The organism is Amycolatopsis australiensis (assembly GCF_900119165.1).
GTDB lineage: Bacteria > Actinomycetota > Actinomycetes > Mycobacteriales > Pseudonocardiaceae > Amycolatopsis > Amycolatopsis australiensis.
In genome coordinates this window covers 3156950-3182833 of sequence record NZ_FPJG01000006.1, presented here as the reverse complement: position 1 = coordinate 3182833, position 25884 = coordinate 3156950, and the positions used below count along the sequence as shown (strand labels likewise).

Sequence of the window (25884 nt, the reverse complement as noted above, 5' to 3'; positions counted from 1 at the left end):
TCGACCAACGACTAGGAGGGGCACTTTCGTGACCGACAAGACCGGCTGGTGGCGGAGCGCGGCGATCTACCAGGTGTACATCCGCAGCTTCGCGGACGGCAACGGCGACGGCGTCGGCGACCTCGCCGGCGTCCGCGCGCGGCTGGACCACCTGGCCGACCTGGGGATCGACGCGATCTGGTTCACCCCGTGGTACCCGTCCCCGATGGACGACGGCGGCTACGACGTCGCCGACTTCCGCGACATCGAGCCGCTGTTCGGCACGCTCGCCGAGGCCGAGGAGCTCATCGCCGAAGCACACGCCCGCGGCATCCGCGTGATCATCGACATCGTGCCCAACCACTGCTCCGACGAGCACCACTGGTTCCGGGCCGCCCTCGACGCGGGCCCGGGATCGCCGGAGCGGCAGCGGTTCTGGTTCCGGCCCGGCCGCGGCTCGGACGGGTCCGAGCCGCCGAACAACTGGAAGTCGCGCTTCGGCGGGTCCGCGTGGACGCGCGTGCCGGACGGCGAGTGGTACCTGCACCTCTACAGCTCGCGCCAGCCCGACTTCAACTGGGACAACCCGGAGATCCGGGCGGAGTTCGAGGACGTGCTGCGGTTCTGGTTCGACCGCGGCGTCGACGGCTTCCGCATCGACGTCGCCGACGGGCTGGTCAAGGACCCGCGGCTGCCCGACGTCGACGACGGCGACGAGACGCCGTTCTCCGACCAGGAGGGCCTGCACGAGATCTACCGGTCGTGGCGCAAGATCGCCGACAGCTACCCGGGCGAGCGCGTGCTGGTCGGCGAAATGTGGCTGCCGGACATGTCCCGCGCGGCGCGCTACCTGCGCCGCGACGAGCTGCACTCGGCGTTCAACTTCGACTTCCTGGTCTGCCCGTGGGACTGCGCGCGCTTCCGGGACGTCGTCACGCGCACGCTGCGCGCGCACGACGAGGTCGGCGCCCCGGCGGCGTGGGTGCTGTCGAACCACGACGTCACGCGGCACGTCACGCGCTACGGGCGGCAGGGCGACACGGGGTTCAGCTTCGCGAACCGGCTGCACGAGCTGCCGGTCGACCGGGAGCTGGGCACGCGCCGGGCGCGGGCGGCGGCGCTGCTGACGCTGGCCCTGCCCGGCGGGCTGTACGTCTACCAGGGCGAGGAGCTGGGACTGTGGGAGGTCCTGGACATCCCGGACGAGCTGCGCCAGGACCCGGTGTGGGCGCGCACGAACGGCGCCGACCCCGGCCGCGACGGCTGCCGCGTCCCGATCCCGTGGTCGGGCGAAGAACCGCCGTTCGGCTTCGGCAGCGGGGGCACCTGGCTGCCGCAGCCGGCCGAGTGGAAGGCGTACACCGCGGAAGCGGAGGCGGCGGACCCGGAGTCGATGCTGTCGCTGTACCGCGACGGCCTGCGGATCCGGCGGGAACTGCCGGCCGGCCCGCTCGAGTGGCTGTCCCTGGGTGAAGAGGTGCTGGCGTTCCGCACCGGGCCGGACTTCACGTTCGCGCTGAACTTCTCGGACGCGCCGGTGCCGCTGCCGGACGGCGAAATCCTGCTGGCCAGCGGGCCGGTCGGGCGCGCGCTGCCGACCGACACGGCGGTCTGGCTGCGGTCCTGAAAGCCGTGGATGCCACGTCGCGGGACCGGGTGTCCCTCGACGTGGCATCCACGGGCTCGCTACTTCGTCAGCTGGAGGATGTCCACGCCGCGGGTGTTGTCGGCCACGTAGACGTACTTCCCGTGCCAGTACGGCGCCCACGCGCTCGCGTCGCCCGGCCGGTAGTAGGCGATCTGCCGCGGGTTCGTCGGGTCGCTGACGTCGAGGAACCGCGTGCCCTGCGCGTAGAACGACTGGACCAGGATCTTGCCGCGGACGTCGAAGTAGTGCGCGGAGCAGTCGTCCGACGCCGGGTCGCTGCCCTCCTGGCCGTTGACGCTCCACGTGCCGACGCTCTGCAGGCGGAACGGCTTGTCCGGCGTCGAACGCCAGCCTTCGCCGTGGTAGGAGCCCGCCAGCGACGAGATGGTCAGGACGCCGTCGCCCGCGCAGCCGTCGACGAAGTTCTCCTCCGTCGCGTAGATCAGGTCCTGGCCGCGCCAGGCGCCGTCACCGATGCGGTGCCCGGCCGGGTGGAAGCTGTTGTGCATGAACCGCGACGGCGCGGCCGTCTCGGCGATGCCGCCGCCGGCGTACGGCACCGGCTCGTGCGCGGTCGCGCGGCGGAGCTTGCCCGTCAGCGGGTCGCGGTGCACCCCGGACGTCCAGTAGCCGCGCACCCCGCCGCGGCCCGACACCCAGGCCACGCCGTCGTCGTCCACCTGCACGTCGTGCACGTAGTCGGTCTTGCCGTCGTTGCGGGCCAGCTCGATCGGCTGCGGGTTCACCTTCGGGTGCCGCGGGTCGCGGACGTCGGTGACCCAGACCGGCCGGCCGCCCCAGTCGGCCGGCTGGTCGTCGGCCTTCGCCGGGCCGCCGGTCCACAGGTAGCGGCAGCCGTCGACGCAGCTGGTGGTGTGCCCGGCCGGCACCTTCGTGTAGCTGAGGATCTGCGGCGCTTCGGGCTTCGAGACGTCGACGACGTAGATGCCGGACTCGCCGGTGTGCGTGGTGCCGCCGAACGCGCGCGGGTCGCGGGAGAGGAACACCAGCTTGCGGGCCTGGTCGACCTCGGTGTCCTCGGTCTCCCACAGGCCCGGCAGGCTGACCTGCCCGACCAGCTTCGGCGCGGCCGGGTCCTTCGTCAGGTCGTAGACCTTCAGCCCGAACTCGCCGGAGACGACCATGACGTCGCGGCGGCCGTAGTCGAGGAAGTTGATCGAGATGGCGCCGGCGGCGTCGGGCACGTTGCCGACCGCCTTGACGTTCTTGATCGCTCCCGGATCGCCCAGCGTGCGGGCGGCCGGGACCGCGGGCTTGTCGTCCTCGCCGCAGGCGGCGGCCGGCAGCCCGGTCGCGACCAGCGTGGCGCTGACGGTGACGGCGGCGAAGCACGACCGTAACCAGGTGCGCACGCGAAACCTCCCAGAACGCTACGAGCGTGACCCACCGAACGGTACGTCGGAGATCAACCGGACACAACCGTCTTTGGTCGGCGGCTGACTGGTAGGACTGGCGCATGCGCCTGCTCGCCCTGCTCGCCGTCCTGGCCCTCGCCGTCACCGGGTGCTCCGGCCCGGACCCGGCCCGCCCCGGTGTCCTGACCGCCGGCATCCGGGAGCCCGCGACCCTGCTGCCCGCCGACGTCGCCGACCAGGCGGGCCGGCTCGTGACCGGCGCGCTGTGGACGCCGCTCGCCGACTACGACGCGGCGTCCGGGAAGCTCACCCCGCGCGCGGCCGAGTCGATCTCGAGCACCGATCGGGTCCACTGGACGGTCAAGCTGCGGCCCGCGAAGTTCCACGACGGCACCCCGGTCACCGCCCAGTCCTATGTGGACACGTGGCGGGCGATCGCCGCGTCGCAGTGGGTTTCCGCGCCGGTGCTGACGAAGCTGTTGCGCGCCCGCGAGATCACCGCGGCGGCCCCGGACACGATCGCCGTGACCCTCGACCGGCCGTCCGGCCAGGTGCCGGCACTGCTCTCGGCACCGGGCCTGGTCCCGCTGCCCGCGTCGGTGCTCACGTCCCGGGACTGGGCCGGTTTCGCGAAGGCGCCGGTCGGCAACGGCCCGTACCGGCTCGACGGGCCGTGGCGGCCGGGCTCGGGTGGCACGCTCAAGCGGGTCGGCACGGGCGGCGCCGCCGAGATCGAGCTGCGGGTGGGCGACCCGGCGGCCCAGTACGACGCGGTGAAGGCGGGCACGCTCGACCTCGTCACCGAGGTCCCGGGCGCCAAGCACGAGGCCATGCACGGCGACTTCGGCGACCGCCACGCGACCTGGGCCCTGCCGGAGGCCGGCTACCTGGTGTTCCCGGTGACGAATCCCCGGTTCGCCGACGCGACGGTCCGCCACGGGTTCGCCCTCGGCGTCGACCGCGCGGCCCTCGAGGCGGGGCCACTGGACAACCAGGCCGACCCGGCGAAGGCGCTCCTGCCGCCACCGGACGCGCCGGGCGAGCGGACGGGCACGTGCCGGCCGTGCAGCTTCGACGCGGCAGCGGGCAAGGCTTTGCTGAAGCAGGCGGCCTTCCCGGGTGGCGCGACCGTCTATTTCGGACCGGGTACGGAGGCGTGGACGCGCGCGCTGGTCGTCGGGCTCCACAAGGCACTGGATGTTTCGGTGACGGCACAGGCGAAACCGGCGGGCACACCGGACGGTCCGTCCACGGTGGACGTCCGGCTGGCGACGGCGAGCCCGTACGAGCTGCTGTCCCGGTTGGCGGCGGAGTCGGGCTACACCGACGAGGTGTTCCAGCAGAACCTGACACTGGCGGACGCGGCGGCAACCCCCGAAGAGGCGGGAGAGCTGTACCGGCTGGCGGAGAACCAGCTGCTGCGCGACCTCCCGGCGGCCCCGCTGTGGTCGGGCCACGGCCACGCGGTGTGGGGATCGCGCGTCCACGGCGTCACGACGACACCGTTCACCGGCCCGGTACTGGCCGGGGTCGGCGTGTCGTGAGCCGTCCCCGGCTCGCCTGCCACGCGGACGTTTCCGAGCAGGCCGCCGCTAGACCGTCGCGTGCTTCACCAGCGTCTCGATGAACGCGCTCGTCAGCGGATCCGCCGCCGCGCGCGTGTAGGCCGCCAGCCGACGGCGTACCGGCACCTTCGGCCGCAGCACGCGGCCGTCGAAGCGGGGTGGCAGGACGTTCGCCGGGACCAGTGCCGGGCCCAGGCCCGCCGCCGCCAGGATCGGGGCCGCCGCCGTCTGCTCCGTGCGGACCGCCGCCCGCGGGCGGAACCCCGCCGCCGCGCACGTCGCGTCCACCAGCTCCGCCAGGCCGTTGCCCGGTGCGTAGTGCACCCACGCGCAGCCCGCGAGCGTGGCCAGATCCACCTCGCCCGAAGCGTCGTCTTCCGAGGCGCCGTCGGACGGCAGCACCACCACGAACTCCTCGACCCCCAGCTCCCGGACCGGGCCCGCCCAGTCGCCGGGCCGCGGGCCCAGCGCGACGTCGGCCTCGCCCGCCGCCATCGCGTCGCGCAGCTCGTCGGCGTGCCGGAACTCGATCAGCCGGACGTCGACCTCGGGCCGGTCGCGCCGCCACACGCGCAACGCGGGCGGCAGCACGCCGAGGCTCATCGAGTACACCGTCGCGACCTGCAGCTCCCCCGCCGTCGTGCCGGAGGCCAGCCGGGCGGCGCAGCGCGCGCGTTCCGCGTCGGCCAGCGCCGCCCGCGCGTGCGGCAGCATCGCGCGCCCCATCGGGGTCAGCCGCACCGTGCGGGGCAGCCGTTCCAGCAGCGGCCCGCCGAGGCTCTGTTCGAGGGCGCGCATCTGGTGTGACAACGCGGGCTGCGTCACGTGCAGCTGCTCGGCCGCCCGGGTGAACGAGCCGGTGTCGACCACCGTGACCAGGTACTCCAGCTGGCGCAGGCTTGTCATGAGCATAGTTTATCGCCACCGTGAGAACTAAGCCTTGGACTTATCGGCGGCGCCTGACCAGCATCGAAGGCATGGAACGCAAGACAGCCCTGGTCGCCGGGGCGAACGGGATCATCGGCCGCACCCTCGTCGAGCACCTGCGGGCGGACGGCCGCTGGGACGTCGTCGGCCTCTCCCGCCGCGGCGGGCCCGGCACGATCGCCGTCGACCTGCTCGATCCCGCCGGCACGCGGGCGAAACTCAGCGAGCTGGCCACCACGACGCACCTCTTCTACGCCGCCTACCAGGACCGGCCGACCTGGGCCGAGCTGGTCCCACCGAACCTGGCCATGCTGACGAACCTCGTCGACGCGGCCGAAGCGGCCGCCCCCGGGCTGGAGCACGTCAGTCTCATGCAGGGGTACAAGGTCTACGGCGCGCACCTCGGCCCGTTCAAGACGCCGGCCCGCGAGACCGACGCCGGGCACATGCCGCCGGAGTTCAACGTCGACCAGCAGCGGTTCCTGGAACGCCGCGCGGGCTCGTGGACGTGGTCGGCGATCCGGCCGTCGGTGGTCGGCGGCACCGCGCTGGGCAACCCGATGAACCTGGCGCTCGTGATCGCGGTCTACGCGTCGATCTCGAAGGAGCTCGGCCTGCCGCTGCGGTTCCCGGGCAAGCCCGGTGCGTACGACAGCCTGCTGGAGATGACCGACGCGGGCCTGCTGGCTTCGGCCACCGTGTGGGCGACCGGGCAGCGGGGAGCGTTCAACATCGCGAACGGCGACCTGTTCCGGTGGCGCGAGCTGTGGCCGAAGCTGGCGGCGTACTTCGGGCTGGAGGCCGCGTCGCCACTACGGATGTCGCTTGTGGACGTCATGGCCGACAAGGGCCCGCTGTGGACGTCGATGGCCGACCGGCACGGGCTGTCGGTGTCCTATGCGGACGTCTCGTCCTCGTGGGCGTTCGGTGACTTCGTGTTCGGCTGGGACTACGACGTGTTCGCCGACACGTCGAAGGCGCGCCGCGCGGGTTTCCACGGCTACGTCGAGACGGAGCAGATGTTCTACCGGCTCTTCGACGAGTTCCGGAAGGCGCGGGTGATCCCCTAGCCGCGGCCGATGAACGGCATGGTGGTCGCGGTGATCGTCAGGAACTGGACGTTGGCGTCGAGCGGCAGCGCGGCCATGTAGCGCACGGCATCGGCGACGTGCCGCACGTCGAACGTCGGCTCGGCGAGGATCCGGCCGTCGGCCTGCGGGATGCCGGCGGCCATCCGCTCCGTCATCTCGGTGGCGGCGTTGCCGATGTCGATCTGCCCGCAGGCGACGTTCCAGGCGCGCCCGTCGAGGGAGATCGACCGGGTCAGGCCGGTGACGGCGTGCTTGGTCGCGGTGTAGGCGACGCTCGCCGGCCGCGGCACGTGCGCGGAGATGGAGCCGTTGTTGACGATCCGGCCGCCGCGCGGGTCCTGGTCCTGCATGAGCCGGACGGCCTGCTGCGCGCAGAGGAACATCCCGGTCAGGTTGACGTCGACGGTCCGTTTCCAGTCCTCGGCGGACAGATCGGCGACAGTGCCGCCTGCCGAGATCCCGGCGTTGTTGAACAGCAGGTCGAGCCGTCCCCACCGCTCGCGGACGGTGGCGAAGAGCGTCCCGACGGACTCTTCGTCGCTGACGTCGGTGGGCACGGCGATGGCGTTTTCGTGGCCGCCGGCGGTCTCGGCGAGGGCGTTCTCGCGGCGTCCGGCGAGGGCGACGTGGTAGCCGTCGTCGAGCAGGGCCCTGGCCACGGCCCGCCCGATGCCGGAACCGGCCCCGGTGACCACCGCGATTTTCGCCATCACGCCTCCTAGACTGCCCGCATGGGTCTTCGCGAGAGGTTTCAGGCCGGGCTGGCCCGGCAACTCGGCCACCCTAGCGGCCTGCGCGGCCGGGTGGTCGGAGCGATGCTCAACCGCCGCAACCGGGAAGCGGTGGTGCGAGCGGTCGCGGCACTGGGCCTGACGGGCGGCGAACGAGCGGCGGACATCGGCTTCGGCGGTGGCCTGGGCCTGACGCTGCTGCTGCGCGAAGCGTCGGTGGTGCACGGCGTGGACATCTCGACGACGATGCTCGACCGGGCGCGCGGGACGTTCCACCGGGAGCTGGCGGCGGGCCGGCTGGTGCTGCACGAAGGCTCGATGACGGCGTTGCCGCTGGAGGACGCTTCGGTGGACGCGATCGTCTCGACGAACACGGTGTATTTCGTCGAAGACCTGGCCGCGGCGTTCGCGGAGGTGGCACGGGTGCTGGCGCCGGGCGGCCGGTTCGTGCTGGGCATCGGCGACCCGGAGCTGATGGCGAAGTCCCGCATGCTGGCGGACAACGGGTTCCGCCTCCGGCCGGTACCGCAGCTCGAGACGGCCTTGGCGACGGCGGGGCTGCCGGTGACCGGCCACGAGCGCCTCTCGCAGCGTGGCCTGGGCTTCCACCTGCTGATCTGCGGGCGGAACTGACGGAACGGGGACCCGGCGAACCGGGTCCCCGCTCGCGGAGTTACTTCGGCTGCACGCCCAGTGCCGCCAGCGCGGGCCCGGCCATGATCACGCCGTTGCCCGTCACCGTGTCGAAGCCCGGGGTGCCCAGGTCGATCGCCGAGGACACCAGCGCCGAGCGGATCTGGGCCGGGGTCGCCGTCGGCTTGCCCGACAGCAGCAGTGCCGCGATCGCCGCCGCGTGGGGGGCCGCCGCCGAGGTTCCGAAGAACGGCTGGAACCCCGTCACCGACGTGGCCACTCCGTCCGCCGCCGTGATGTCCGGCTTGTTGCGCGTCGCTCCGCCCGTCGACGACACGTTGCCCGGCGTGATCGCCGTGCCGTCCGCGTTGTAGAACAGGTGCCGCTTGCCGTCGGAGGTGAAGCGCTCCCACTTGCTCGTCGCGGTGAACTGGCCCGGGTAGGGGCCGGCCGGGTTGGCCGGGTCGCCCGTCTCCAGCGGGCGGCCGAACGCCGCCGCCGCCGGGGCCGCCGCCACGCTGAACGCGTTCGCCGCCGCCGAGTGGCCGTTCGTGACGCCGTTGGTGCTGAACGCCTTCAGCGAGCCCGAAGCCACGAACCGGCCGCGGATCACGTTCAGCGCGATGAACCGGTCGGCGCCGCTGTACTTGACCACCGCCACCTTGTAGCCCGAGCCGCTGCTCGGCACGTTCGCGATCTCGTACGGGTTCTGCGATCCGGTCTGCGCGTTCTCGCTGGAGGCCACCACGCTGCCCGACGAGTTCAGGATGAACAGGTCGTAGTCGTTGGCGGACCGGCCCCACGGGTCGGACCAGAACAACGTCACCGGACGGCCCAGCGAACCGGCCGAAAGCGCGTCGAAGTTCTGCGTGGTGCTGCTCGGGTCGAAGTCGTGCGGGGTGCCCGTGATGCCGCTGATCCGCGACGGCGACGCGCGGAAGTCGCCTTCGTAGTAGCCGCTCGTGCCGTCGGTCGCGTTGCCCGAGTTGCCCGCCGAAGAGAAGTACAGGACGCCCGCGGCCGTGACGTCGTTGACCGCCTGCGCCACCTGCGTGTCCTGGAACGGCGACTCGTCGAAGTACGCGACGTCGTCGACGATGATCTGGCAGTGGCCGGTGGTGCGCAGCGCGCGGATGTTCGCGGCGAAACCGGCCTCGCTGGTGAACGCGGTGGCGAAGCCGAGGGTCGCGTCCGGCGCGAGGTCGTGGACGATCTCCAGCATCGCGGTGCCTTCGTCGCCGCTGCCCTGCTGGCCGGAGAGGACGTCGACCGCGGGCAGCTCGCCGGCGCTCTGCGACTTCGCCAGCGAGTCGACGCCGTCGGACAGCACGCAGACCTTGACGCCGGAACCGCTGACGCCGTAGGTGGTCCGGGCGGTGTCGGCGCCGTGCGCCCGGTCCCCTTCGGACACCTGGGTCGCGGCGGCGACCTGCGCGGCCGCGGCCTGACGCGCGTTGGCGCGTTCGGTCCAGGTGGTCGCCTGCGCGGCCGGCTGGACTTCGGTGACGTCGGCGCGGCCGGCGATCGCGTCCACGGCGGACAGCGGCAGGTCGGCGCGGACGGCCCCGTCCGGCGAGGCGTACCGGACGGTGCCGCCCGCGGCCTTGACCGCGGCCGCGACCGCCTGGCCCCGGGCGGCGATGTCGACGGAGACCGTGCCGGCGCCGCTGACCCCGACGCCCGAACGGTAGTCAGGCAGCTTCGCGGCCAGCGACCGGTCGGCCCGCAACCGCTTCTCGACGACCAGCTGGCTCGATTGCTTGCGCTCGGCGGGGGTCAGGCTCTTCTTGATGCTCTGCAGCGCGGTGATGCCCGCCTCGGTGCGCGCCGTCGCGGCGTCCACCATGGACGGCTGCGCCACCGAAACTCCCGTCGTCAGCAGCAGCGCGCCGACCGTCAGCGGAACCGCGTGCGCGGCGACCCGGCTGAATCTCACCATCGATTACTCCCTGAGGCACTCGGCCGTATGACACCCAACCGGGTGTAATGGGGAGAATCTAAAGAGTGACCAGCCGGGGGTCCACCGACCAAAGTCGGGAACGTCCGCGCGTCCACATCGTGGAAAGATCAGGGAAACGTGAGAACGATTTTCCCGCGCCCGTGTCCCGTCTCGATCTCCCGATGCGCCGCGGCTGCCTCGGTGTACGGGTAGACCCGGCGAAGGTGGAAGCGCAAGTCGCCCTTGACGTAGAGCGCGGCCAGCTCGGCGAGACGCGCGGCGGAGCGTCCGGACTTCGAGACGAGCACCCCGAGCTCCGCGGCCCGGTGGTGATCGACGAGCGTGAGGATCCGGTCGCGCTGCTTCACCAGTTCGAGTGAGAGGTCGAGGGCCGACCCGCCCGCGCCGTCGAGCACGACGTCGACACCTTGCGGCGCAGCGGCTTCGACGCGCTCCTTCAGCCCTTCGCCGTAGACGAGCGGGGTCGCGCCCAGCTCGCGCAGGTAGTCCTGGTTGGCTTCGCTCGCGGTGCCGATCACGGTGGCACCCTTGAGTTTCGCGAGCTGCACCGCGGCGGTGCCGACCGACCCGGCGGCGCCGTGCACCAGCAGCGTCTCGCCTTCGCGCAGTTTCAGCACTTCCAGCGCGATCGACGCGGTCTGCGTGCCCGCGGTGAACCCGCCGGCGACCTCCCACGGCATTTCCGGCGGCTTCGGCGTGACGTCGGTGGCGGGCACGACGATGTATTCGGCGGCGGCCTGCACGGCGGTGAAGCCGAGAACTTCGGTACCCGGCTCGAGTTCGCCTTCGTCGACGACGCCGGCGAACTCGTTGCCCGGCACCCGCGGCCAGCCCAGGGTCAGACCGGGCGGCTCCCACCCGGCCCGCACGGCGGCGTCGTAGGGCTGCACCCCGGCGGCCTTGACGCGGACCCGCACCTGCCCGGGCCCGGCGTGCGGCTCCGGTAGGTCGAGGACGCGGAGCACTTCCGGCCCGCCGGATTCGGTGAACGCTACGGCTTTCATGGCTTTCCTCCAGGTTCGTCCGGGTTCAGCCTGATACTTCAAGTGAGGTTGAAGTCAAGACCACGGCAGCACGGTGAGCTCCGGCCACCGGCTCCGCCACCGGGCCGCTTTGCTTTCGTAGACTTCGCGCGGCGCGAGCACCGGGTTCGGCCGGACGATCATGGCGAACAGGTCACCGAGGCCGTGCGGTGCGTGCACGTGCCAGGAGCCGTCGTGGCGGAGGCGGACGCCGACGCACGAGCACACCGCCGGGAAGGCGTCGATCGCTTCCTCCGTCGTCGCGAAGGGACGGCACGGCGTGCCGAACTTCGCTTCGTACCAGAGGTGCACGCGAGCCTCGTTGCGGACTTCGACCTCGGCGGGGAGATCCGCGCAGACGGCGGCGACGGCGCGGATCACGCTGTCTTCCGCCGCCCAGCCGAGGTCGGCCGGATCGTGGTAGAAGAGGTCGTAGTCCTTGATGCCGTCCGCCGGCGGGCGCCCGGTCAGGACGTTCCACACGGTCTGCGCGACGCAGCCCGCCGTCAGGTACCAGTGCGGGAGGCCGAGGTCCCGTGCCCGCCGCAGCAGTCCGACGAGGACCTCGTTGCGCTCCAGCGTTTCGCGGAGCCGTTCGGAATCCGGCATGGTCCCCGTATGCTGCCCGTGTGGTCGACATCGTTCGCGCGCATCCCGCCCAGGCCGGCGCCCTCACCGCACTGCTGCACGCTTCCTCGGCGTACCAAGGCGAATACGCGTCCATTTTGGACGGCTATGCGGTCACGCCCGGGTACCTCGAAGCGAACCCGGCCTTCGCCGCCATGGCGGACGGCGAGCTTCTCGGCTTCTACGCGCTGCTGGAGGACCCGCCGGAACTCGATCTCCTCTTCGTGGCGGACGCCGCGCAAGGGCTCGGTATCGGCACGCGGCTGATCGCGCACATGCTCGGCGAGGCCCGCGCGCGGGGAATGCGCGGCGTCCGCGTGGTCTCGCATCCGCCCGCACTCGCGTTCTACCTCCGCATGGGCGCCCGGCGCACCGGCACGGTCCCGGCGAGACCGCCGAAAATCGCCTGGGACCGCCCGGAACTGCGCTTCGACGTGCCTACATGTTGATCATGTGACCCGCGAGGCCGTGGATCGCCTCCTTCACCGCTTCGCCCAGCGTCGGGTGGGCGTGGACGTTCCGCGAGACCTCGTGCACCGTCAGGTCCCACTGCTGGGCCAGCGTCAGCTCCGGCAGCAGCTCCGTGACGTCCGGGCCGATGAGGTGACCGCCGATCAGCTCGCCGTACTTCGCGTCGCTGATCAGCTTCACGAAGCCGCCCGCGTCGCCGAGGCCCTGGGCCTTGCCGTTGGCCGTGAACGGGAACTTCGCCACCTTGACGTCGAAGCCCTTCTCGCGGGCCTGCTCCTCGGTCCAGCCGAAGCTCGCGATCTGCGGCTGGCAGTACGTCGCGCGCGGGATCATCGGGAAGTCGAGCTCCATCGTCTCCGCGCCCGCGATCGTCTCCGCCGCGACCACGCCCATCGACTCCGACGCGTGCGCCAGCATCAGCTTCGCCGTGACGTCGCCGATCGCGAAGATGTGCTCGACGTTCGTGCGGCCCCGGCCGTCGACCGCGATCGCGCCACGCTCGGTCAGGGCGACGCCGGTCTTCTCCAGGCCGTACCCCTCGACCCGCGGCTGGAAGCCGATCGCCTGGAGGACCTTGTCCGCCTCCAGGACCTGCTGCCCGTCCTTCTCCGAGGACACGGTCACGCGCACCGACGGGCCCGAGTCGTCGATCGACTCCACCCGCGTCGACGTCAGCACCTTGATGCCCAGCTTGCGGTACCGGCGCGCCAGCTCCGCCGACACCTCGGCGTCCTCCAGCGGCACCAGCCGGTCGAGGAACTCGACGATCGTGACGTCCACGCCGTAGTTCTTCAGCACGTAGGCGAACTCGACGCCGATCGCGCCCGCGCCGGCGATCACGATGCTCGACGGCAGCTCGCTCGACAGGATCTGCTCTTCGTAGGTGACCACGCGCTCACTGCGCGAAGTCCCGGGCAGCAGCCGCGTGGTCGCGCCCGTCGCGATGATGCAGTGGTCGAACGTGATCTGCGACCCGCCGACGTCGAGGGTGTGGTCGTCCAGGAACGTGCCGTGCCCGTCGATCTCGGTGATCTTGTTCTTCTTCATCAGGAAGTGCACGCCCTTGACGCGCCCGTCGGCGACCTTCCGGCTCCGCTCGTAGGCGGCCGTGTAGTCGACGCGGATCGGGCTGTCGGACGAGATGCCGAACGCCTTCGCCTCCTGCGTGACCACGTGCGCCAGCTCGGCGTTGCGCAGCAGGGCCTTCGACGGGATGCACCCGACGTTCAGGCACACGCCGCCCCAGTACTTCTCCTCGACCACCGCGGTGCTCAGGCCCAGCTGGGACGCGCGGATCGCCGCGACGTAGCCGCCCACTCCGGCCCCCAGCACGACGACATCAAAGTGTTGTGCACTCATGCTGAGAATCTACAGCGGCGCGGGGCGCCTCCGCTGAGGGCGGCGCTGGGGAGGAAGGCGGCGTGCCCCTTCCCGCGGGGCTCCGCGGGGTGCCGGTGCTCGCGTCCGCCGCCATCAGCTCGCGCAAGGCCGCGACGACCGCGTCCGGCTGCTCCTCGGGCAGGAAATGCCCGCAGTCCAGCACGTGCGTCCGCAGGTCAGGCGCCCACGACGCCCACACCGCAGCGGGGTCGAACGGCAGCTCGACACCCGGTGCGGGCCGTTGCCACAGCGCCGCGACGGGCATCGCCAGCCGCCGCCCGGCCGCCCGGTCGGCCGCGTCGTGCTCCGCGTCCACCGTCGCGCTCGCCCGGTAGTCCGCGCAGATCGCCGCGATCGACTCCGGCGTCGAGGCCGCGGCCAGGTACCCGGCCCGCACCCGCGGCGGGATCGCGGCCGGGTCACGGGTCCAGACGTCCAGGAAGTGGCCGAAGAACTCCGCCGGCGCCGCGCCGAGCAGCCGCTCCGGCAGCGGTGGCGGGTACGCGAGCAGGAAGAGGTGGAAGGCGAACACCCCGGCCGTCCCGGTGAGCGACGCCCAGAGGTCCACGGCCGGGATGACGTCGAGCACCGCCAGGTGGGTGACGGCCTCCGGGTGGTCGAGCGCGGCGCGGAAGGCCACCAGCGCGCCCCGGTCGTGCCCCGCGAGCGCGAACCGGTCGTGACCGAGGGCGCGGGCCAGCGCCACGACGTCGGCGGCCATCCGGCGTTTCGCGTAGTCCCCCGGTGGCTTGTCGCTGCCGCCGTAGCCGCGCAGGTCGGGGCAGATCACCCGGTGGTCGCGGGCCAGCGCGGCCGCGACGTGGCGCCACGCCAGGTGCGTCTGCGGGAAGCCGTGCAGCAGCACGACCGGTGGCCCCTCGCCGCCCACCGCGACGCCGAGGCGGACGTCCCCGGCGGCGATCCGCCGGTACTCGAACCCGGAAACGGTCATGCCGGCAGGCTCTCACCCACCACCGACATTTTCAGGCGGCCAGTGGCGGGCGCTCGCCGCGGATCGACGCCAGCAGGTCGGTGATCGCGGCCATGATCCGGGCCGTCGCCTCGTCCAGCACCGGGCGGGTCAGCTCGCGGCCGGCGAGGTCGGAGAGGTCGACCGGCGGCCCGGCGACCAGCTCGACGGTCTTGCGCGGGATCGCACGGGGAAACCACGCCGTGGCCGGCAGCAGGTGGTGCGTCCCCCAGTTGGCCACCGGGACCACCGGGGCCCCGGTCTCCAGCGCGGCGCGCACGACACCGGACTTGCCGCGCATCGGCCAGCCGTCCGGGTCGTTCGAGAACGTGCCTTCCGGGAAGACGGCGACGCATTCACCCGCCCGCACGGAGGCGACCAGGTCGCGGTAGGCCTCGGCCGCCGTCGCGGCGCCGCGGTGGACCGGGATGTGCCGCCCCGAACGCATCACCGAGCCCACCACGGGCAGCTTCCACAGGGACGCCTTCGCCAGGTACCGCGGCACGCGGCCGGCGGCCAGGCAGAACGCCGTCAAGGTCGTCGGGTCGGCGAAGGACAGGTGGTTCGACGCCACGAGCACCCCGCCGGTCTTCGGGATGTGGTGCGAGCCGCGCACGCGGAACCGCGTCGCCTGCGCGAGGAACTGCCAGACGACCTCGATCGCGACGCTGTACCAGGCACCACGGCCGGCGCGGGCGAAGCGCCGGCCGTAGGCGATCATCTGGCGTCGGGTGAGCAGCTCACCTTCGTGGTCCAGCGCGGTCCAGCGGTCCATGACCGTCATTCGTAGCCGACGACCGGCCGGAGCGGTGCCCGCGCACGCCGAAGGCGGCGCAGATCACACGCGCTCCAGCACCACCACGGGGATCTCGCGGTCGGTCTTCTTGGCGTACTCGTTGTAGTCCGGCCAGACGGCGGCGAGCTTTTCCCACAGCTTCGCGCGCTCCTCGCCGGAGGTGGTGCGGGCGCGGGCGGTGAACTTGTCCGCCTTGATCTGCACGCCGACCTCGGGGTGCTCGAGGAGATTGAGGTACCAGCCGGGGTGGTTCGGCGCGCCGCCCTTGGAGGCCACGACCACCGGGTTGCCGTCGACCTCCTGGTAGATCAGGGCGAACTTGCGGTCCTGCCCGGTCTTGCGGCCCTTCGTGGTCAGCACGAGCGTCGGCACGCCGTCCTTCCAGTCGTGGCCGACCTCGCCGTCGGTCTCCTCGTAGCGGCGGACGTGCTCGTCACCGAACAGCATGTGAAGTTCCTTTCCCGATCTCGAGCGTGGCCGGTTCACCACGTACCCGTTTCCCCTGGCGGGAACACCCGCGCCGGCGCGGATCTTCCCGGCGCGGTTTCACTCGACCGGGGCAGGTCCCCCGGCCAGCGGCTTCTCCGCGCCCACCCTCCGCCCAGTAGATTGCACCGACCGAGCACGCGCCCGACCCCGAGACCGAACCCTTGGAGGAGCCAGCCATGAAGGCCCGGCCGCACGTGACACTCGAAGACGTGGCACGCAGCGCGAACGTCTCGCTCGCGACGGCGTCGCGGGTGCTCAACGGCACCGCGTCCGTCCGCGCCGACCTGCGGGAGCGGGTGTCCGCCGCCGCGGCCGAGCTGGCCTACGCCCCGAACGCGCACGCGCAGGCCCTCGCCGGCGGCACGCACCGCACGGTCGGCGTGATCTGCCACGACGTCAGCGACCCGTACTTCGCCGCGATCGCCGGCGGCGTGATGCGGGTGGCCACCGACAACGGGCTGCTCGTGATGCTGGCCGGCACGTTCCGCGACCCCGACCGCGAAGTCGCCTACGTCTCGACGCTGCGCGCGCAGCGGGCGGCGGCGATCCTCCTGATCGGGTCGGCGTTCGAGGACCGGGCGTGGGAACGCGCGATGGCCGCCGAGCTGGAGCCCTACCGCCGCGGCGGCGGGCAGGTCGCGGCGGTCAGCAGGCACCGCGGCCTGAAGATCGACACCGTGCAGCCGGACAACAAGGGCGGCGCCGCCGCGCTGGCGAAGGAGCTGGCCGGCCTCGGGCACAAGCGGTTCGCCGTGCTCGCCGGGCCGCGGCGGCTCAGCACGGTCGTCGACCGGCTGGCCGGGTTCACCGACGCGCTCGCCGACCTGGGGATCACCCTGCACGAAGACGACGTCGTCGAGACCGCCTTCACCCGCGACGGCGGCTACGAGGCGACGAAGCGGCTGCTCGCCGGCCGCAAGCGCAAGCTGCCCACGTGCGTCTTCGCCGTCACCGACGTGATGGCGATCGGCGCGATGACGGCGTTGCGCGAGGAAGGCCTGTCCGTGCCCGGCGACGTCTCGGTGGCCGGTTTCGACGACATCCCGGTGGTCCGGGACCTCGCCCCGGCGCTGACCACCGTGCGCCTGCCGCTGGAGGAGCTCGGCGAGCGGGCGATGGACCTGGCGATCAAGGGCTCCGCGGGCACCCGGCCGCGGACGGTCCGGCTGGCCGGCGAAGTCGTCCTGCGGGAGAGCACCGGACGCCCGAAGCGCTGACCCGGACGGGCCTTGTCGTGCCACGGCACAGGCCCTACCGTGGGTTGAGAAAGCGCTTTCTAGCTCCTGCGGAGGTCCCCCGATGGTCGTGCTCCCGGTTCCCGGCGGCGAGCTCGTGAACTGGACACCGTCCGGGCCGCCGCGGCCGGAGCCACCCGGCACGCCGCCGAGGTCGCGGATCGCCTACGCCGCCGCGCACGTCGTGGCGGACCCGCTGGCCGACGAGCCCGGTGCCGTCGACTGGGACACCACGCTGGCCTTCCGCGAGCACCTCTGGGCGTGCGGGCTCGGCGTCGCGGAGGCGATGGACACCGCGCAGCGGGGCATGGGCCTCGACTGGGCCACGACGCAGGAACTCGTCACCCGTACGGGTGCCGTCGCCGCCGGACGGCGGTGGTGCGCCGGTGTCGGCACCGACCAGCTGCCCGCGGGCCCGGCCACCCCGGCGTCCATTGTGGACGCCTGGCGCGCGCAGCTCGACCTGGTGGCAGGCGCGGGCGCGGTCCCGGTCGTCATGGCGAGCCGGGCGCTGGCGGCGGCCGCGCAGCGCCCGGACGACTACCACGCGGCCTACGGGAAGCTGCTGTCCGAGGCGACCGGCCCGGTTCTGCTGCACTGGCTGGGCGAGCAGTTCGACCCGGCGCTGGCCGGTTACTGGGGCCACCACGACGTCCGGGCCGCGGCCCGGGAGGTGGCGGCGCTCTGTGCCGAACACGCGGGCACCATCGCCGGGGTCAAGGTCTCGGTGCTGGACGCGCAGGTGGAGACGGAATTCCGGCGAGCGCTGCCGGACGGCGTCGCCTGCTACACCGGCGACGACTTCCACTACCCGGACCTCATCGCCGGGGACGGCGAAGGCCACAGCGAAGCCCTGCTCGGCATCTTCGACCCGATCGCCCCGGTCGCCGCGGCGGCGCTGGCGCGGCTCGACGAGGGCGACCGCGCCGGGTTCCACGCGCTGCTGGACCCGACCGTGCCGCTGGCCCGCGAGATCTTCCGCGCCCCGACGCGGCACTACAAGACGGGTGTCGTCTTCCTCGCCTACCTCAACGGCCACCAGCGGCACTTCCGGATGATCGCGGGCCAGGAGTCGGCGCGCACGATCACCCACCTGGCCACCCTGCTGCGGCTCGCCGACGCGGCCGGCGTGCTCGCCGACCCCGACCTCGCCGCCGCCCGGATGCGGCCGCTGCTGCAGGCCGCGGGGGTGGCCTGATGGACCCGCGATCCAGCCTCACGACCACCGCGCCCCAGGAACCGGCGCACACACCCACCCACCCCGCCACCGCCCGGATTCAGCCGCTGCCACAAACCGCGGCGGGCCGCCTGATGGACCCGCGATCCAGCCACACGACCACCGCAGGCCAGGAACCGGCCCGCACCCTCACCCACCCCGCCACCGCCCGGATGCAGCCGCCGCTCCACGCCGCCGAGGTGGCCTGATGGACCCGCGGTTCAGCCTCAACCAGATCACCACGAAGGCCTGGTCGCTGCCCGAGGCGGTGGCCGGCTGCGCCGCGGCCGGGGTCGGCTGGATCGGGCTCTGGCGGGACAAGGTCGCCGAAACCGGCGTCGAAGAGACCGCACGGCTGCTCAAGCAGCACGGCGTGCGGGTGTCGTCGTTGTGCCGCGGCGGGTTCTTCACCGGCGTGACGCCCGATGGGTCCCCTGTGGACGGTGTGGCGCGGACCCGGGAGGCGATCGACGAAGCCGCCGCGCTGGGCGCCGGGGTGCTCGTGCTGGTCGTGGGCGGGATCGCGGGCAACGACCTGGCCGGTTCCCGGCAACGTGTCGCCGACGCCGTGGGCCAGCTCGCGCCCTACGCCGGGGAGCGCGGGGTGCGGCTCGGGCTGGAGCCGCTGCACCCGATGCAGTGCGCGGAGCGGTCCGTGCTGTCGACGCTGGACCAGGCGCTGGCCATCGCCGCCGGGTACCCGGCCGAGCAGGTCGGGGTGATCGTCGACGAGTTCCACGTCTGGTGGGATCCGCGGATCGAGGAGTCGATCGCCGCGGCCGCCGGCCGGATCGCCGGGTTCCACGTCTGCGACGTGCTCGTGCCGCTGCCCGACCCGCTGCTCGGCCGTGCGCTGCCGGGCGACGGGCCGATCGACCACCGGCGGCTGCGCGCCGCCGTCGAAGCCGCGGGCTACACCGGGCCGATCGAGGTCGAGGTGTTCAACGCGGACCTGTGGTCGCGGCCGGGCGCGGAAGTGCTCGCGGAATCCGTCGCGGCGTTCGAGCGGCACGTGGCGTGAGCTGTCCGCCTGGCGGTACGCTGGGTCCACCACGCGGACGGGAGTCGCTCGATGAAGACGGACGACGACGGGGCGGTCCGGAGCGTGCTGCGCGCGTTCGACCTGCTCGCCCTCTTCACCGAACACCGCCGGACGTGGGCGGTCAAGGACCTCGTCGCGGCCAGCGGCCTCGCGAAGACGACCGTGCTGCGGCTCATCGCCACCTGCGAGCAACGCGGCCTGCTCTGGACGCGCCCGGACGGGCGGATCACCGTCGGGCCCGGGATGCTGCGCTGGGCCCAGCTCGCGAACACCGCGTGGCAGCTGCCCGAGGCGGTCCGCCAGGTGCTGCGCGAGCTCGCGCGGGCCTGCGGCGAAACAGTCAGCCTCTACGTGCGCAGCACCACCGTGCTCGTGTGCGTCGCCCAGCAGGAAGGGCCGCAGAACATCCGGCACGTCGGCCGCGTGGGTGACGAGCTGCCGCTGCGGTGCGGAGCCGCCGGGCGGGTGCTCGCGGGCGAGGGCGTCGCGGTCAGCCACGGCGAACCGGAGCCGGGCGCCTCGAGCGTCGCCGCGCCGGTGCTCGACGCGGACGGGCGGCTGCTGGCCGCGCTGGCCATCACCGGGCCGACCACGCGCTTCACCGCCGAGGCCGTGACCGGGTTCCGGGTCGCCGTGACGGAAGCCTCACACCGCGTTTCCCGGATCGGTTTCGGTGCGCGGCCGGAGTAGAACGTAGGCTCCTCCGCATGCCGAACCTGCTGGTGGTGGAAGACGACGCGGCGATCGGCAGCGTGCTCGAATCGACCCTGCGGCTGCACGGTCACCAGGTGTGCTGGCGGCGTGACGGCCGCACCGCCCTGCAGGCCGCGGAGACCGGCGAATTCGACCTCGTGCTGCTCGACCTCGGCCTGCCCGACCTGGACGGCGTCGAGGTGTGCCGCCGGCTGCGGACCGCGCTGCCCGCGTCGGTGCTGGTGATCCTCACCGCGCGGCAGGAGGAGATGGACGTCGTCGTCGGCCTCGACGCCGGTGCCGACGACTACCTCACCAAGCCGATCCGGCTGGGCGAGCTGCTGGCCAGGGTGCGGGCGCACCTGCGGCGCGGGGCGCCGGCCGGCGCCCGGCCACCGGTGACCGTCGGCGGGCTGACCGTCGACATCGCCGGCCGCCGCGCCACGCTGCACGGCCGCGAGGTGGTGCTGCGCGCCAAGGAGTTCGACCTGCTGGCGCGGCTGGCCGAGCAGCCCGGCGTCGCGGTCAGCCGCGAGACGCTGATGGCCGAGGTCTGGGACGCCCACTGGTACGGCTCGACGAAGACACTCGACGTGCACATCGCCGCGGTGCGCCGCAAGCTCGCGGCGGCGGCCGGGCCGGGTGACGAGGTCCCGCGGATCGCCACCCTGCGCGGGCACGGCTACCGGCTGGAGGACCCCGCCCGCACGGTCGCCGAAGGGTAGCCGTGCGCCGCCGGATCATCGCCCTCACGGTGCTGGCCGCGCTGGTCGCGACCGTGCTGTTCGCGCTGCCGCTGTTCATCGCGGTCATGCAGTACTACCGCGATGACACGAAAGCGGACCTGGAACGCGCTGCCGACGCCGCCGCGCTCGCCGTGTCGGACGAGCTGAGCGCCGGCCGGACACCGCTCGTGCCGCCGCTCGAAGCCGACGACGACGTCGAAGGCGTGGTGGCGATCTACAGCCCGGACGGCAGGCTGCTGGCCGGGCAGGGCCCCGCCGTCGCCGGCTCGGTCGAGCGGGAGGCGGCGCGCGCGACGGTGGACGTCGTCCTCGGCCGCGAAGGCGACGAGGTGGCGCTGGCCGTGCCGGTGATCAGCGGGTCGAAGGTGACCGGCGTGGTCCGCGCCGCGGTCCCGATGGCGCAGCTGCGGCTGCGGGTGTGGCTGACCTGGCTCGGCATGGCCGGGCTCGCGGTCGCGGCGATCGGGGTGAGCTGGCTGCTGGCCCGCCGGTTCACGACCCGGCTGGTCCGGCCGCTGGAGGAGCTGGCCGCCGCGGCCGGGCGGCTCGGCGACGGCGACTTCACCGCCCGCGGCCCGCGCGCCGGGATCCCCGAGATCGACCGCGTCGGCGAGGCGCTGGAGGCGACCGCGGCCCGGATCGGCGCGACGCTGGAGCGCGAGCGCGCGTTCTCCGCCGAGGCGTCGCACCAGCTGCGCAACCCGCTGACCGGGCTCCGGCTGCAGCTCGAGGCGGCATTGGAGACCCCCGACGCGGACCCGTACGCGGCGATCCGCGCCGGCATCGCGTCGGCCGACCGGCTGGAACGCACCATCGAAGACCTCCTCGCGCTGGGCCGCGAACGCCGGGCGCCGCGAGCGGAGCTGGATCTCGGCGCCCTGCTGGAGGAGATGCGGCAGGCCGGTGAGGCGCTGCTGGCACCGCAGGGCCGGGCGCTGCGGATCATCCGCGAGGACCCGCCACCGGCGCGGGTGGCGGCCGCGGCGGTCCGGCAGGTGCTCGGGGTGCTGCTGGACAACGCGGCGACGCACGGCCGCGGCACGGTCACGGTCACCGCCCGCGACGCCGGCGACGCGCTGGCCATCGACGTCGAAGACGAGGGCCCGGACCTCGGCGAAACCGACCCGTTCGCGACGGCGCCGAGCGGGCACGGGATCGGCCTGCGGCTCGCGCGCGGCCTCGCCGAAGCGGAAGGCGGACGGCTCCGGCTGAGCCGTCCCGCCCCGCCGACGTTCACGCTCCTGCTCCCGGCGGCCGAACCGCCCGCATCGGCCTGAGACGTCTTTACGCAACGGAACGATTCGCCATAGTTCGCAAGCCATGTGCAATGAATCACCTGTGATTCATCTGTACGCGCAACGTTGCCCTGTTTTGGAAGCCGGAGACGGCCGATACCGTCGTCGGCATGAATCTGCGAGCCGCGACGGGGCGGCGGAAACCGGTCGCCGACCTGATCGCCGAAACCGAGCACGGCACGTTGAAGCGGTCGCTCGGCCTCGGGCAGCTGACCACCCTCAGCATCGGCGCGACGCTCGGCAGCGGGATCTTCGTCGTGCTCGGGGAAGCCGTCCCCGTCGCCGGTCCCGCCGTCGTCCTCTCGTTCGTGCTCGCCGGGGTCACCGCGCTGTTCTCGGCCCTGTCCTACGCCGAACTCGCCGGGATGATCCCGCTGTCCGGTTCGTCCTACTCCTACGCCTACGCCACGCTTGGTGAGCTGGTGGCGTGGGTCTGCGGCTGGTGCCTGGTGCTCGAGTACGGCGTCTCGGTGGCATCGGTCGCCGTCGGGTGGGGGCAGTACCTCAACGAGCTGCTGCGGCTCGCCTTCGGTTTCACCATCCCGGACGCGCTCAGCCAGCCGCCCGGCTCCGGCGGGGTCGTCAACGTGCCCGCCATCGTCGTCGTGGTCCTCGCGATGCTCCTCCTGCTCGCCGGGGCCAAGGAGAGCGCCCGCGCCAACGCCGTCATGGTCGCCGTCAAGATCGGGACGCTGGTGCTGTTCTGCGCGATCGCCTTCACGGCCGTGCGGGCGCGGAACTTCACGCCGTTCCTGCCGCTCGGGCTGGCCGGGATGAGCGCGGGCGGCGCCAAGCTGTTCTTCTCCTACATCGGGTTCGACGCCGCGTCGACCGCCGGCGAGGAGGCGAAGAACCCGCAGCGCGACCTGCCGCGGGCCATCCTGCTCTCGCTCGGCATCGTCACCGTGCTCTACTGCCTGGTGGCCGTGGCCGCGGTCGGCGCGCTGCCGTGGCAGCGGTTCGACGGCCAGGAAGCCGCGCTGTCGCACGTCCTCAGCGTCGTCTCGGGCAACCCGTTCTGGGCCGGGCTGCTCGCCGTCGGTGCCATCGTGGCCATCTCCAGCGTCGTGCTGACCGTCCTTTACGGACAGACGCGCATCCTGTTCGCGATGTCCCGCGACGGGCTCGTGCCGAAGGCGCTGTCCCGGGTGGACGCGAAGACCGGCTCGCCGCGGATCAACACGCTGGTGGTCTCCGGCTTCGTCGCCGTGCTCGCCGCGTTCATCCCGCTCGGCAAGCTCGCCGACGCCACCAGCATCGGGACGCTGTTCGCGTTCCTGCTGGTCAACATCGCCGTCCTGCTGCTGCGGCGGCGCCAGCCCGAGCGGCCGCGCTCGTTCCGCGTGCCGTTCTCCCCGGTGACGCCGATCCTGGGCGTGCTCTGCTGCGCGTACATGATGTTCAGCCTCGACGGCGCCACCTGGGTGGTCTTCGGCGCCTGGATGCTGCTGGGCCTGCTGATCTACTTCGGCTACGGGATCCGGAGGTCGAGGCTGGCATGAAGGTCGCGATCCACCAGGGCCCGTTCGCCGAGCTGCCGGACGCGGTCGCCGCGTCCGGCGCCGACCTCGTCGCCACGGCCGAGATGAGCACCACCGGCTACCACATCGGCGCGCGCACGCACGAGCTGGCCGAGCCCGCCGACGGCCCGACCGCGCGGCGGATGTCCGCGCTGGCCCGGGAAACCGGCGTCGCGCTCGCCTACGGCTACCCCGAGACCGACGGCCGAAGCGTCTACAACAGCGTCCAGCTCGTCGACGCGGCCGGCCGGCGGCTCGCCAACTACCGCAAGACGCACCTGTTCGGCGACCTCGACAAGGCGTGGTTCACCCCGGGCGACGAGCCGGTGGTGCAGGCCGCCGTCGCGGGTATCCGGGTCGGGCTGCTGATCTGCTACGACGTCGAGTTCCCCGAGCTGGTGCGGGCGCACGCGCTGGCCGGCACCGAGCTGCTCGTCGTGCCGACCGCGCTGATGAGCCCGTACGAGCTGGTCGCCGACACGCTCGTGCCCGCACGGGCCTACGAAAGCCAGCTGTTCGTTGCCTACGCCAACCGTTGCGACGTCGAACAGGAGCTGACCTACTGCGGGCGGTCGTGCGTGGCCGCCCCGACCGGCGAGGTACTCGCCCGGGCGGGCGCCGGGCCCGCGCTGGTCACCGCCGACGTCACCCGGGACGCGCTCGTCGCCTCCCGGCTGGAGAACACCCACCTGGCCGACCGGCGGCCCGAACTGTACCGAGGAACCACCGCATGACCTCCGCTGTCCCGACCGCGATCCACCACGACGAGCCCGCGGACCGCCCGATCACGATGTTCGGCCCCGACTTCCCGTTCGCCTACGACGACTACCTCGCGCACCCGGCCGGCCTCGGCGCGATCCCCGCCGCGTGGCACGGCACCGAAGTCGCGGTGATCGGCGGCGGCCTCTCCGGCATCGTCACCGCGTACGAGCTGATGAAGCTGGGCCTGCGGCCGGTCGTCTACGAGATCGCCGAGATCGGCGGGCGGCTGCGCACCGTGCGGTTCCCCGGCTGCCCGGACGACGTCGTCGCCGAGATGGGCGCGATGCGCTTCCCGCCCGCGTCGACCGCGCTCTACCACTACATCGGCAAGGTCGGCCTGGAAACCACGCCGTTCCCCAACCCGCTGGCGCCGGCGACCCGGAGCACGGTCGTCGACCTCAAGGGGGAGAGCCACTACGCGCGCACGCCGGAGGACCTGCCGCCGGTCTTCCGCGACGTCGCGGCGGCCTGGGACCGCACGCTCGCCGAGCACGCGGCCTTCGCCGAGATGCAGACCGCCATCCGCGACCGCGACGCGAAGACGATCAAGCGGCTGTGGAACGAGCTGGTGCCGCGGCTGGACAACCAGACGTTCTACGGGTTCCTCTGCGACTCACCCGCCTTCGCCTCCTTCCGCCACCGCGAGATCTTCGGCCAGGTCGGCTTCGGCACCGGCGGCTGGGACACCGACTTCCCCAACTCCATCCTCGAAATCCTGCGCGTCGTCTACACCGGCGCCGACGACGAGCACCGCAGCATCGTCGGCGGCAGCAGGCAGCTGCCGCTGCGGCTGTGGGAGCACGCGCCGTCGGACCTCGCTTTCTGGCCCGCCGGAACGACACTGGCCGCGCTGCACGGTGGCGCGCCCCGCCCCGGCGTGACCAGGCTGCACCGGACGGCACCGCACAACATCACGGTGACCGACGCGTCGGGGCACATCCGCACGTTCGGAGCGGCGGTGTTCACCGCGCAGAGCTGGCTGCTGCTGTCGAAGATCGAATGCGACGAGGCGCTGTTCCCGATCGACCACTGGACGGCGATCGAGCGCACGCACTACATGGAGTCCTCGAAGGTGTTCGTGCCGGTCGACCGGCCGTTCTGGCTGGACCGCGACCCGGTGACTGGCCGCGACACGATGAGCATGACCCTCACCGACCGCATGCCGCGCGGGACGTACCTGCTGGGCTCGGACCCGGCGTCGCCGGCGGTGATCTGCCTGTCCTACACGTGGGCCGACGACTCGCTGAAGTGGCTGCCGCTGACCGTGGGCGAGCGGGTGGAGGTGATGCTGGGCTCGCTGCGCGAAATCTACCCGGGCGTGGACGTGCGCCGGCACATCATCGGCGACCCGGTGACGGTGTCGTGGGAGGCGGAGCCGCATTTCATGGGCGCGTTCAAGGCGAACCTGCCCGGCCACTACCGCTACCAGCACCGGCTGTTCACCCACTTCATGCAGGACCGGCTGCCGGAGCGCTACCGCGGCCTCTTCCTGGCGGGCGACGACGTGTCGTGGACGGCGGGCTGGGCCGAAGGCGCGGTCCAGACCGCGTTGAACGCGGTGTGGGGCGTGCTGCACCACTTCGGCGGGCAGACCGATCCGGGCAACCCGGGACCCGGCGACCTCTTCGACGACATCGCGCCGATCGCGCTGCCGGACTGAACCCGCGGTGGTCCGCACGTTCACCCGGCGTCGTGGCGGCTGTCGCGCAA

Annotated in this window: 25 protein-coding genes; 15 read left to right on the top strand and 10 right to left on the bottom strand. The window is 72.7% G+C overall.

Annotated features, from left to right (window positions below; genetic code table 11):
- The first annotated feature begins 28 nt into the window (after nucleotides 1–28).
- Nucleotides 29–1606, top strand: coding sequence for a glycoside hydrolase family 13 protein (locus tag BT341_RS16660; RefSeq protein ID WP_072477185.1), 1578 nt, complete (start codon nucleotides 29–31; stop codon nucleotides 1604–1606).
- Between the two features lie 59 nt (nucleotides 1607–1665).
- Here the strand turns inward: BT341_RS16660 and BT341_RS16655 are convergent, their stop codons facing one another.
- The gene (locus BT341_RS16655) at nucleotides 1666–3000 is read right to left on the bottom strand and encodes an LVIVD repeat-containing protein (protein WP_072477184.1); all 1335 of its coding nucleotides are present in this window, start codon (nucleotides 2998–3000) and stop codon (nucleotides 1666–1668) included.
- A gap of 104 nt (nucleotides 3001–3104) precedes the next feature.
- Here BT341_RS16655 and BT341_RS16650 point away from each other — a divergent pair, with 104 nt between their 5' ends.
- A complete protein-coding gene (locus BT341_RS16650; protein ID WP_072477183.1) occupies nucleotides 3105–4547 on the top strand; it encodes a peptide ABC transporter substrate-binding protein in 1443 nt (480 codons plus the stop codon).
- Nucleotides 4548–4595: 48 nt separating this feature from the next.
- On the opposite strand, the gene BT341_RS16645 is transcribed toward BT341_RS16650, so the two are convergent.
- A complete protein-coding gene (locus BT341_RS16645) occupies nucleotides 4596–5474 on the bottom strand; it encodes a LysR family transcriptional regulator (protein WP_072481989.1) in 879 nt (292 codons plus the stop codon).
- Nucleotides 5475–5545: 71 nt separating this feature from the next.
- Between BT341_RS16645 and BT341_RS16640 the strand changes: the two genes are divergently transcribed.
- Entirely contained in the window at nucleotides 5546–6565 is a 1020-nt protein-coding gene (locus tag BT341_RS16640) for an SDR family oxidoreductase (RefSeq protein WP_072477182.1), read from the top strand.
- Here BT341_RS16640 and BT341_RS16635 read toward each other — a convergent pair.
- Nucleotides 6562–7296: an SDR family oxidoreductase gene (locus BT341_RS16635; protein WP_072477181.1), complete on the bottom strand. Its 735-nt coding sequence runs from the start codon at nucleotides 7294–7296 to the stop codon at nucleotides 6562–6564. The genes BT341_RS16640 and BT341_RS16635 overlap by 4 nt on opposite strands.
- Nucleotides 7297–7317: 21 nt before the next feature.
- Here BT341_RS16635 and BT341_RS16630 point away from each other — a divergent pair, with 21 nt between their 5' ends.
- The gene (locus tag BT341_RS16630) at nucleotides 7318–7950 is read left to right on the top strand and encodes a class I SAM-dependent methyltransferase (protein ID WP_072477180.1); all 633 of its coding nucleotides are present in this window, start codon (nucleotides 7318–7320) and stop codon (nucleotides 7948–7950) included.
- Between the two features lie 40 nt (nucleotides 7951–7990).
- On the opposite strand, the gene BT341_RS16625 is transcribed toward BT341_RS16630, so the two are convergent.
- The 3 genes from BT341_RS16625 to BT341_RS16615 form a co-directional block, all read right to left on the bottom strand.
- Nucleotides 7991–9889, bottom strand: a complete 1899-nt coding sequence (locus BT341_RS16625; protein WP_072477179.1) for a S8 family serine peptidase — start codon at nucleotides 9887–9889, stop codon at nucleotides 7991–7993.
- A 128-nt stretch (nucleotides 9890–10017) separates the two neighbouring features.
- Complete coding sequence (locus BT341_RS16620) at nucleotides 10018–10914, bottom strand: NADP-dependent oxidoreductase (protein WP_072477178.1); 897 nt, start codon at nucleotides 10912–10914, stop codon at nucleotides 10018–10020.
- Between the two features lie 54 nt (nucleotides 10915–10968).
- Complete coding sequence (locus BT341_RS16615) at nucleotides 10969–11541, bottom strand: nucleotidyltransferase family protein (RefSeq protein ID WP_072477177.1); 573 nt, start codon at nucleotides 11539–11541, stop codon at nucleotides 10969–10971.
- Between the two features lie 20 nt (nucleotides 11542–11561).
- Here BT341_RS16615 and BT341_RS16610 point away from each other — a divergent pair, with 20 nt between their 5' ends.
- Nucleotides 11562–12008 (top strand): GNAT family N-acetyltransferase, encoded by a 447-nt coding sequence (locus BT341_RS16610; RefSeq protein WP_072477176.1) that lies wholly within the window; start codon nucleotides 11562–11564, stop codon nucleotides 12006–12008.
- On the opposite strand, the gene lpdA is transcribed toward BT341_RS16610, so the two are convergent.
- The 4 genes from lpdA to BT341_RS16590 all read right to left on the bottom strand — a co-directional run bounded on the left by lpdA (nucleotide 11998) and on the right by BT341_RS16590 (nucleotide 15623).
- Nucleotides 11998–13389, bottom strand: coding sequence for a dihydrolipoyl dehydrogenase (lpdA, locus tag BT341_RS16605; RefSeq protein WP_072477175.1), 1392 nt, complete (start codon nucleotides 13387–13389; stop codon nucleotides 11998–12000). The genes BT341_RS16610 and lpdA overlap by 11 nt on opposite strands.
- Nucleotides 13370–14362: an alpha/beta fold hydrolase gene (locus BT341_RS16600; RefSeq protein WP_072477174.1), complete on the bottom strand. Its 993-nt coding sequence runs from the start codon at nucleotides 14360–14362 to the stop codon at nucleotides 13370–13372. The genes lpdA and BT341_RS16600 overlap by 20 nt, the downstream gene beginning before the upstream one ends.
- A gap of 31 nt (nucleotides 14363–14393) precedes the next feature.
- Entirely contained in the window at nucleotides 14394–15155 is a 762-nt protein-coding gene (locus BT341_RS16595; RefSeq protein ID WP_425426367.1) for a lysophospholipid acyltransferase family protein, read from the bottom strand.
- 63 nt (nucleotides 15156–15218) lie between these two features.
- Nucleotides 15219–15623, bottom strand: coding sequence for a nitroreductase family deazaflavin-dependent oxidoreductase (locus BT341_RS16590; RefSeq protein WP_072477172.1), 405 nt, complete (start codon nucleotides 15621–15623; stop codon nucleotides 15219–15221).
- A 218-nt stretch (nucleotides 15624–15841) separates the two neighbouring features.
- Between BT341_RS16590 and BT341_RS16585 the strand changes: the two genes are divergently transcribed.
- The 10 genes from BT341_RS16585 (at nucleotide 15842) to BT341_RS16540 (ending at nucleotide 25834) form a co-directional block, all read left to right on the top strand.
- Nucleotides 15842–16882 carry a LacI family DNA-binding transcriptional regulator gene (locus BT341_RS16585; protein ID WP_072477171.1) on the top strand — a complete coding sequence of 347 codons (1041 nt, stop codon included), beginning with the start codon at nucleotides 15842–15844 and terminating at the stop codon, nucleotides 16880–16882.
- Between the two features lie 82 nt (nucleotides 16883–16964).
- Complete coding sequence (locus BT341_RS16580; RefSeq protein WP_072477170.1) at nucleotides 16965–18098, top strand: DUF993 family protein; 1134 nt, start codon at nucleotides 16965–16967, stop codon at nucleotides 18096–18098.
- Nucleotides 18098–18325 carry a hypothetical protein gene (locus tag BT341_RS16575; protein WP_072477169.1) on the top strand — a complete coding sequence of 76 codons (228 nt, stop codon included), beginning with the start codon at nucleotides 18098–18100 and terminating at the stop codon, nucleotides 18323–18325. The genes BT341_RS16580 and BT341_RS16575 overlap by 1 nt, the downstream gene beginning before the upstream one ends.
- Nucleotides 18325–19137: a sugar phosphate isomerase/epimerase family protein gene (locus BT341_RS16570; RefSeq protein ID WP_072477168.1), complete on the top strand. Its 813-nt coding sequence runs from the start codon at nucleotides 18325–18327 to the stop codon at nucleotides 19135–19137. Before BT341_RS16575 ends, BT341_RS16570 begins: the two co-directional genes overlap by 1 nt.
- Nucleotides 19138–19188: 51 nt before the next feature.
- Nucleotides 19189–19848: an IclR family transcriptional regulator gene (locus tag BT341_RS16565; protein WP_072477167.1), complete on the top strand. Its 660-nt coding sequence runs from the start codon at nucleotides 19189–19191 to the stop codon at nucleotides 19846–19848.
- Nucleotides 19849–19865: 17 nt separating this feature from the next.
- Entirely contained in the window at nucleotides 19866–20576 is a 711-nt protein-coding gene (locus BT341_RS16560) for a response regulator transcription factor (RefSeq protein ID WP_072477166.1), read from the top strand.
- A 2-nt stretch (nucleotides 20577–20578) separates the two neighbouring features.
- Nucleotides 20579–21874 carry a sensor histidine kinase gene (locus BT341_RS16555; RefSeq protein ID WP_072477165.1) on the top strand — a complete coding sequence of 432 codons (1296 nt, stop codon included), beginning with the start codon at nucleotides 20579–20581 and terminating at the stop codon, nucleotides 21872–21874.
- A gap of 128 nt (nucleotides 21875–22002) precedes the next feature.
- Entirely contained in the window at nucleotides 22003–23394 is a 1392-nt protein-coding gene (locus tag BT341_RS16550) for an amino acid permease (RefSeq protein ID WP_072477164.1), read from the top strand.
- Nucleotides 23391–24146, top strand: coding sequence for a carbon-nitrogen hydrolase family protein (locus tag BT341_RS16545; protein ID WP_072477163.1), 756 nt, complete (start codon nucleotides 23391–23393; stop codon nucleotides 24144–24146). Before BT341_RS16550 ends, BT341_RS16545 begins: the two co-directional genes overlap by 4 nt.
- Nucleotides 24143–25834 (top strand): flavin monoamine oxidase family protein, encoded by a 1692-nt coding sequence (locus BT341_RS16540; RefSeq protein WP_072477162.1) that lies wholly within the window; start codon nucleotides 24143–24145, stop codon nucleotides 25832–25834. The genes BT341_RS16545 and BT341_RS16540 overlap by 4 nt, the downstream gene beginning before the upstream one ends.
- Nucleotides 25835–25884: the final 50 nt, after the last annotated feature.

Excerpts from the sequence above, each read along its gene's own strand:
- BT341_RS16550 (WP_072477164.1), top strand. The coding sequence starts at position 22,003 with ATGAATCTGCGAGCCGCGACGGGGCGGCGGAAACCGGTCGCCGACCTG.
- BT341_RS16630 (WP_072477180.1), top strand. The coding sequence starts at position 7,318 with ATGGGTCTTCGCGAGAGGTTTCAGGCCGGGCTGGCCCGGCAACTCGGC.
- BT341_RS16590 (WP_072477172.1), bottom strand. The coding sequence starts at position 15,623 with ATGCTGTTCGGTGACGAGCACGTCCGCCGCTACGAGGAGACCGACGGC.
- BT341_RS16620 (WP_072477178.1), bottom strand. The coding sequence starts at position 10,914 with ATGAAAGCCGTAGCGTTCACCGAATCCGGCGGGCCGGAAGTGCTCCGC.
- lpdA (WP_072477175.1), bottom strand. The coding sequence starts at position 13,389 with ATGAGTGCACAACACTTTGATGTCGTCGTGCTGGGGGCCGGAGTGGGC.
- BT341_RS16625 (WP_072477179.1), bottom strand. The coding sequence starts at position 9,889 with ATGGTGAGATTCAGCCGGGTCGCCGCGCACGCGGTTCCGCTGACGGTC.
- BT341_RS16595 (WP_425426367.1), bottom strand. The coding sequence starts at position 15,155 with ATGGACCGCTGGACCGCGCTGGACCACGAAGGTGAGCTGCTCACCCGA.
- BT341_RS16570 (WP_072477168.1), top strand. The coding sequence starts at position 18,325 with ATGGACCCGCGGTTCAGCCTCAACCAGATCACCACGAAGGCCTGGTCG.
- BT341_RS16600 (WP_072477174.1), bottom strand. The coding sequence starts at position 14,362 with ATGACCGTTTCCGGGTTCGAGTACCGGCGGATCGCCGCCGGGGACGTC.
- BT341_RS16585 (WP_072477171.1), top strand. The coding sequence starts at position 15,842 with ATGAAGGCCCGGCCGCACGTGACACTCGAAGACGTGGCACGCAGCGCG.
- BT341_RS16635 (WP_072477181.1), bottom strand. The coding sequence starts at position 7,296 with ATGGCGAAAATCGCGGTGGTCACCGGGGCCGGTTCCGGCATCGGGCGG.
- BT341_RS16560 (WP_072477166.1), top strand. The coding sequence starts at position 19,866 with ATGCCGAACCTGCTGGTGGTGGAAGACGACGCGGCGATCGGCAGCGTG.
- BT341_RS16615 (WP_072477177.1), bottom strand. The coding sequence starts at position 11,541 with ATGCCGGATTCCGAACGGCTCCGCGAAACGCTGGAGCGCAACGAGGTC.
- BT341_RS16575 (WP_072477169.1), top strand. The coding sequence starts at position 18,098 with ATGGACCCGCGATCCAGCCTCACGACCACCGCGCCCCAGGAACCGGCG.
- BT341_RS16580 (WP_072477170.1), top strand. The coding sequence starts at position 16,965 with ATGGTCGTGCTCCCGGTTCCCGGCGGCGAGCTCGTGAACTGGACACCG.
- BT341_RS16645 (WP_072481989.1), bottom strand. The coding sequence starts at position 5,474 with ATGACAAGCCTGCGCCAGCTGGAGTACCTGGTCACGGTGGTCGACACC.
- BT341_RS16540 (WP_072477162.1), top strand. The coding sequence starts at position 24,143 with ATGACCTCCGCTGTCCCGACCGCGATCCACCACGACGAGCCCGCGGAC.
- BT341_RS16640 (WP_072477182.1), top strand. The coding sequence starts at position 5,546 with ATGGAACGCAAGACAGCCCTGGTCGCCGGGGCGAACGGGATCATCGGC.
- BT341_RS16545 (WP_072477163.1), top strand. The coding sequence starts at position 23,391 with ATGAAGGTCGCGATCCACCAGGGCCCGTTCGCCGAGCTGCCGGACGCG.
- BT341_RS16565 (WP_072477167.1), top strand. The coding sequence starts at position 19,189 with ATGAAGACGGACGACGACGGGGCGGTCCGGAGCGTGCTGCGCGCGTTC.
- BT341_RS16650 (WP_072477183.1), top strand. The coding sequence starts at position 3,105 with ATGCGCCTGCTCGCCCTGCTCGCCGTCCTGGCCCTCGCCGTCACCGGG.